This window comes from Aliagarivorans marinus DSM 23064 (genome assembly GCF_000429485.1).
GTDB lineage: Bacteria > Pseudomonadota > Gammaproteobacteria > Enterobacterales > Celerinatantimonadaceae > Aliagarivorans > Aliagarivorans marinus.
The window spans coordinates 187,689-194,640 of record NZ_KE386907.1 but is presented as its reverse complement, the minus strand read 5'-3'; the positions used below and the strand labels follow the sequence as shown (position 1 = coordinate 194,640).

Here is a 6,952-nt window from a genome sequence, read left to right as displayed (position 1 = left end):
GTTAGCTCAGTTGGTAGAGCAGTTGACTTTTAATCAATTGGTCGAAGGTTCAAATCCTTCACGACCCACCATCATTTCAAAGCCTCGCATAAGCGGGGCTTTTTTGTCTTTAGTCGGACAGACAAAGGCAAAGTGCCGTAGTATAATTCCCGAAGTTTTTTTTAACGATATATCGCTTATGTTGCAGTCTCCTTACTTTAATGAGTCTATCTATCCGTTTCCTCCTAAACCTGCTCCCCTGACCGACGAGCAGAAGGCCAGCCATATCGCACGCATTAAACAGTTGCTGGTTGAGAAAGACGCGGTATTAGTTGCCCATTATTACACTGACCCTGAGATCCAAGCCCTGGCCGAAGAGACCGGTGGTTGTGTCGCTGATTCTCTTGAAATGGCTCGGTTTGGCAACAACCACCCGGCATCGACCTTATTGGTTGCTGGAGTGCGTTTTATGGGTGAAACCGCCAAGATCCTCACTCCAGAAAAACGTGTCATCATGCCGACCTTAGACGCGGAGTGCTCGCTAGATCTGGGCTGCCCAGAGAAGGAATTCAACGAGTTCTGTGATGCTCACCCCGACCACACCGTGGTGGTGTACGCCAATACCTCAGCGGCGGTCAAAGCGCGTGCTGATTGGGTGGTGACCTCGAGCATCGCGCTGGATGTGGTTGATCACCTCGACAGTGAGGGCCATAAGATCATCTGGGCACCAGATCGCCATCTCGGCGGCTACGTAGCCAAAGAAACCGGCGCTGACATGCTGTTGTGGCAAGGTGCCTGTATCGTTCACGATGAATTTAAATCCCAAGCACTAATCCAGCTTAAGCAGCAAAACCCCGATGCGGCAGTACTGGTACACCCTGAGTCGCCACAAGCGGTAGTTGATTTGGCTGATGCTGTGGGCTCTACCAGCCAGTTGATTGCGGCAGCGCAGACCTTGCCCCATAAAAAGCTGATCGTAGCCACCGACAAAGGCATCTTCTACAAGATGCAGCAAGCTTGCCCTGATAAAGAGATGATTGAAGCACCCACCGGTGGTAATGGCGCAACCTGCCGCTCGTGTGCGCATTGCCCCTGGATGAAGATGAACGGCTTGAAAGCGATTGAAGAGGCACTGATTGACGGAACAGGGCACGAGGTGTTTGTCGATGACAGTCTACGCGAAAAAGCGCTGGTGCCATTAGACCGTATGCTTAACTTCGCCGCGGAAAACAGAGTCAAGGTTAAGGGCAACGCCTAAACCGAAAAAGCCTGCTTTAAAGCAGGCTTTTTTCTGGCAAAACCATGATCAGCTCAACGCATTAACTTTTTTGTTAATTGCATTTTTTTGCTAGCATAGAAAGGTTTGTGTCTAAGACAATAGGAATACCGATGAGGATCGAAACCGATATTAAGCTGGGCTTTAAAGATGTGTTAATTCGCCCGAAGCGTTCAACCTTGAAGAGTCGTTCTCAGGTTGTAATTGATCGGAAGTTTACCTTCAAACATACCAACAGTCAATGGGAAGGTGTGCCCGTTGTCGCCGCCAATATGGATACCGTAGGGACCTTTGGTTTGGCCAAGATGTTTGCAGAGCACCGCATGATGACTGCTGTGCATAAACACTACAGTATTGAGCAATGGGCCGAGTTCTTGGCGAGTATCCCACGTGACCAGCATAAGTACCTGATGGTGAGCTGTGGTACGTCAGAAGCTGATTTCGAGAAAACTAAGCAGATCCTGGCACTAGATAGCGACGTGCAGTTTATCTGTGTAGATGTGGCCAACGGCTACTCGGAACACTTTGTCGGTTACGTAAAGAAAATGCGTGACACCTTCAGTGACAAGGTCATCGTGGCGGGTAACGTGGTTACCGGCGAGATGGTCGAAGAGCTGATCCTAAGTGGTGCCGATGTGGTGAAAGTGGGGATCGGACCTGGCAGTGTATGTACCACGCGAGTAAAGACCGGGGTTGGTTATCCGCAGCTGTCGGCAATTATCGAGTGTGCTGACGCTGCGCACGGCTTAGGTGGCCAGATTGTTGGTGACGGCGGCTGTACCTCTGCCGGTGATGTGGCTAAAGCCTTTGGCGGCGGCGCTGACTTCGTGATGCTAGGCGGTATGCTGGCAGCGCACAAAGAAAATGGCGGCGAGGTGGTTGAGAAGAACGGTGAGAAATTTATGCACTTCTATGGCATGAGCTCGCAAACGGCCATGGACAAGCACGCCGGTGGTGTTGCTGAGTATCGCGCTTCAGAAGGTAAAACCGTGCTATTGCCGTATAAAGGCAGCCTGAAAACCACCATTCAAGATATCCAAGGTGGTGTGCGTTCTGCTTGTACCTACGTCGGCGCGTCATCGCTTAAAGAGCTGACCAAGCGTACCACTTTTATCCGTGTGCAAGAGCAAGAAAACCAAGTGTATGGCGTGACCAAGGTCTAGCCTGATACGCTCAAAAGATAACGGGCCATTGGGCCCGTTTTTTTGTGCGTAAACAATCGCAGGTGCTTACCCGGGCGTGACGGTTTGGGTCAGCGTGTGCGACTCACCAGCGCCAAGCACGATGGGCTGCTGAGTGATTGCCGTCTCGACACAAATAAAGTGGGCTGCAGATGCTTCACCTAGGTCCGCCATATTACCAGCAAGCTGATAGCCAGGGTTCCACACCACTACCGAATCATTACCTTGGTGGGCGATAGTCTTACCATCGAGCAGGGTCGTTGGCGTTGGCGCCAGATAGACCCGGTCAGTCTCATCTACCAAGGCAAACTGCTGCTCGGTGCATTCGCTACCGTTGGTTGAATCAATGTAACGCTCGCCCAAGCCTTCCAGCGAAAGCGACTCGCGATTGGCAGCAAAATAGCTGTGCAGGGCGCCACTGTAGCTTTGCTCGTGTGCGCCGCTATTGGTGGTGGTGAGGGCGAGCGCTAATTGCTTACCGATGGTCAAGCTGTAACTCAGTTGCAGATCGCCAACCAACTGTTGATCAGCAAAACTGAAAGTCAGTTGCACTTGGTGTTGATCGCTAAGAACCTGTTCGAGGTCCCAGTCATGGATCCGCGCATAGCCATGGGAAGGGGAGGCGGCTTTGCCAAACCACGGCCAGCATATCGGCACTCCGCCGCGAATCGCCTTTTGCGCTTGGTAGCTTTCAAGCGGGCTAACAAACAGTTGCTCGTCATGGCCTGCTGGGTGATAACTGATCAAGTGTGCCCCTTGGCGGGCAATCAAAGCGCGCGCTACCGGGTGATCGATCCAATAAAACTGTAAGTCATTTTGGTTTTTTACTACAAATACAGCATTATCAATTTGCTCTACGACCTGTAGCTTAAGTTTATCTAATACTGACATAGCGTTGTCTCGCGTATCGAAAGGGTACAGATACAAAAAAGGCGACCCGGAGGCCGCCTTAGTTACTGGGCTGAAAGCTTACTTAGAGATGTGAGCTACCAGGTCCAGTACTTTGTTTGAGTAACCGATTTCGTTGTCGTACCAAGATACAACTTTAACGAACTTGTCGGTCAGAGCTACACCAGCTTTGGCGTCGAATACTGAAGTTTGAACTTCACCGATGAAGTCTTGAGAAACAACTTGGTCTTCGGTGTAACCTAGAACGCCAGCCATTTCACCTTGTGAAGCTTCTTTCATAGCAGCACAAATTTCTTCGTAGCTAGCAGCTTCTTTCAGGTTAACGGTCAGGTCAACTACAGAAACGTTAGCAGTTGGTACGCGGAAAGCCATACCAGTCAGCTTGCCGTTCAGCTCAGGCAGTACAACACCTACAGCTTTAGCAGCACCAGTTGAAGATGGGATGATGTTCTGAGAAGCACCACGGCCACCGCGCCAGTCTTTAGCAGAAGGACCGTCAACAGTCTTCTGAGTAGCGGTAGTAGCGTGAACGGTGGTCATCAGACCAGATTCGATGCCCCACTTGTCGTTAAGTACTTTAGCGATTGGTGCCAAGCAGTTAGTAGTACAAGAAGCGTTAGAAACGATGTCTTGACCAGCGTAAGACTCTTGGTTTACGCCCATAACGAACATTGGAGTAGCGTCTTTAGAAGGACCAGTTAGTACAACTTTCTTCGCGCCAGCTTCGATGTGTTTACGAGCGGTTTCGTCGGTTAGGAAGATACCAGTAGCTTCAGCTACTACGTCAACACCTGCGTCGCCCCAAGCAAGAGCGGCTGGATCGCGTTCTGCAGTTACACGAACAGTTTTACCGTTAACGATCAGGTTGCCGTCCTTAACTTCAACGGTGCCATTGAATCGACCGTGAGTTGAATCGTACTTCAACATGTAAGCCATGTAATCAACATCGATTAGATCGTTGATTGCAACAACTTCTACGTCGTTACGCTCGCAAGCTGCACGGAAAACGAAGCGACCGATACGGCCAAAACCGTTAATACCTACTTTAATAGTCATAGTGTTACCTAATTTACTGTGATTTAACAGATAAAACCTGTGGTCGTAAACTTACTACAGTGAGCACCTGAATCAAGATTTATCGCGAAATAATTTGTGCGAAATCAATAATTGGGTGCTTTCTAAGCGATGCAGTTTTACGACGGAAAACTAGTATCAACAGCTTGAAGAAAAAATACAAACAGAATCGTGGACTAGATTAAAATTATTTAATTAAAAGTGTATTGTAACGGTGCAAGGCTCGCGTTTATCAGTACAATAACGCCCGCTTAGAAAAACAAAAAGTCGGTTAACAAGCAATAACACGGGAAATGTTATGTCAGAACATATCATAGAAGAATTGGTCAAATTCCGCGGAATTGAGACCAACTACATCGACGCCTGGGGAAACCCGGCTCAGGTGGTACCTGAGAGTAAGGCCAAGCTACTGCGTATCCTTGGTTACCCCATTGACGATGCCGAGCAACTAGAAGCTCGTTACCTACAAGAAGTTCTTGAGTACTGGCAAAACCTCACTCCGGTAGTACAGGTTGTACGTCTAGGAAGTGGTTTGCCGATTGAGCTGCGTGTGGCCATCACCGAAGCCAATCAGGAATTTACTTACAAAATTGAAACCGAGCAGGGCGAGACCATTAAAGGGCAGGTCGTCGCCACTGACGGTGAATTGGTAGAAATGCACGTACTGGACGACATCGAGTACCAAAAGTACGCCGTTCCACTAAACATTGAACTGCCAATGGGTTATCACACCTTGTCGCTCACCAAGAAAGGTGGCCGTAAGGTACTGGGCGAGTCGCGCTTTATCGTTGCGCCTCAAGCCGCTTACATCCAGCCTCCTATTAAAGCGGGCAAAAAGCTGTGGGGCCCAAGTGTCCAGCTGTACTGCCTGCGCAGTGAGCGCAACTGGGGTATTGGCGACTTCTCTGACCTGAAATACTTGGTCGCGAACGTGGCTAACAGCGGCGCAGACTTTGTCGGTCTGAACCCAATCCACTCGCTATTCCCAGCAAACCCTGAACAAGCCAGCCCATACGGCCCGTCTTCGCGTCGTTGGTTGAACGTTGTCTATATCGATGTTGAAGCCATCGAAGAGTACGCCAAGTCAGAAGCACCGGCACTGGTGAACTCTGCTCAGTTCCAAGCTCGCTTGGATCAGCTACGTAGCAATGAGTGGGTGGATTACACCGGGGTAACTGTTGCCAAGCTTGAAGCGCTGCGTTTGGTGTTCGCTGAGTTCCAGAAGATTCAAAAAGGCCGCACTAAGCGCGCGACTGCCTTTAAAGCTTTCGTTAAGAACGGCGGTGAAAGCCTGGCGGCCCAAGCGGCCTACGATGCGCTGCAAAATCACTTCTACCAGACTCAAGGTAATGCTTGGGGCTGGCAGGTATGGCCAGAAGAGTTCCGTGAGTATCACATGCCTGCGGTAACTCAGTGGGTCAAAGACAATCAGGCCGAAGTAGACTTCTACGCGTGGCTGCAGTGGATTGCTGATCTGCAACTGGAAGAAGTTGATCAAGTTGCGAAAAGTAGCGGCATGGCAATGGGCCTATACCGCGACTTAGCCGTTGGCGTAAGCGAAGGCAGTGTAGAGATCTGGGGTAACGGCGATTTGTACGCGCTAGATGCCAGCGTTGGCGCGCCACCAGATGTACTCGGCCCGCTAGGCCAGAAGTGGGGCCTGCCGCCAATGGATCCTGCGAAGTTGGAAGAGCAAGCCTACCAGCCGATGATCGACCTGTTCCGCTCGAACATGCGCTCATGTGGTGCACTGCGTATCGACCATGCGATGGCGCTACTGCGTTTGTGGTTGGTACCTGTGGAAGATGATGCCTCTAAAGGTGCCTACCTTTACTACCCAATCGAAGATCTGCTGGGCATTCTGGCGCTGGAGAGCCACCGCAACGAATGTCTGATCATCGGTGAAGACTTGGGTACTGTGCCTGACGGTATCTTCGAAGTGTTCCAAGAGAATGGCATCCACTCGTACCGCGTGTTCATGTTCGAACAAGCGGAAGACGGCGGCTACATCTCGCCTTCTCACTATCCAGTACAAGCGATGGCAACCATCACTACCCACGATATGCCAACCCTGCGTGGCCTGTGGCACTGTGATGACTTGGCGCTCGGTAAAGAGCTGGGCCTATACCGCGATGAAGCGGTACTGCAAAGCCTCTATGCCGATCGCCACGAGAGCAAGCAGAAGATGCTTGATAGCCTGCACGGCCACGGCCTGATCCCTGATTACGTGTCTCGCGACGTGAACTGGGTGGGCATGGATAAAGGCTTAAACTACGGTATGCACAAGCATATGGCTGCCGGTAGTAGCTCGCTGTTGTCTGTTCAATTAGAAGATTGGATGGAAATGGATAAGCCGGTTAACGTGCCAGGCACCTCCGATGAGTATCCAAACTGGCGTCGTAAGTTGTCTAAAAACTTATCAGAACTGTTTGCAGATCACGATGTTCAGAACTTGTTGAGAGAAATGACAGAACTTCGTGCTAAGGTAAGCGCGTAAACCAGTTACGGTGGGCCTCGCGCCCACCTATTCTCA

5 protein-coding genes are annotated in these 6,952 nt (G+C 50.5%); 3 read left to right on the top strand and 2 right to left on the bottom strand.

Going from position 1 to position 6,952, the window contains the following annotated elements; genetic code table 11:
* Positions 1-178 precede the first annotated feature (178 nt).
* Both nadA and G461_RS0115230 read left to right on the top strand, forming a co-directional pair.
* Entirely contained in the window at positions 179-1,237 is a 1,059-nt protein-coding gene (gene nadA, locus G461_RS0115235; RefSeq protein ID WP_026972485.1) for a quinolinate synthase NadA, read from the top strand.
* Between the two features lie 131 nt (positions 1,238-1,368).
* Entirely contained in the window at positions 1,369-2,418 is a 1,050-nt protein-coding gene (locus G461_RS0115230; RefSeq protein WP_026960556.1) for a GMP reductase, read from the top strand.
* Positions 2,419-2,484: 66 nt separating this feature from the next.
* Here the strand turns inward: G461_RS0115230 and G461_RS0115225 are convergent, their stop codons facing one another.
* Together G461_RS0115225 and gap are read right to left on the bottom strand one after the other, a co-directional pair.
* Complete coding sequence (locus tag G461_RS0115225) at positions 2,485-3,327, bottom strand: D-hexose-6-phosphate mutarotase (RefSeq protein WP_026972484.1); 843 nt, start codon at positions 3,325-3,327, stop codon at positions 2,485-2,487.
* Positions 3,328-3,405: 78 nt separating this feature from the next.
* Positions 3,406-4,401, bottom strand: coding sequence for a type I glyceraldehyde-3-phosphate dehydrogenase (gene gap, locus G461_RS0115220; RefSeq protein WP_026959125.1), 996 nt, complete (start codon positions 4,399-4,401; stop codon positions 3,406-3,408).
* A gap of 316 nt (positions 4,402-4,717) precedes the next feature.
* Between gap and malQ the strand changes: the two genes are divergently transcribed.
* On the top strand, positions 4,718-6,916 hold the full coding sequence (malQ, locus tag G461_RS0115215) for a 4-alpha-glucanotransferase (protein ID WP_026972483.1): 2,199 nt from the start codon (positions 4,718-4,720) through the stop codon (positions 6,914-6,916).
* Positions 6,917-6,952: the final 36 nt, after the last annotated feature.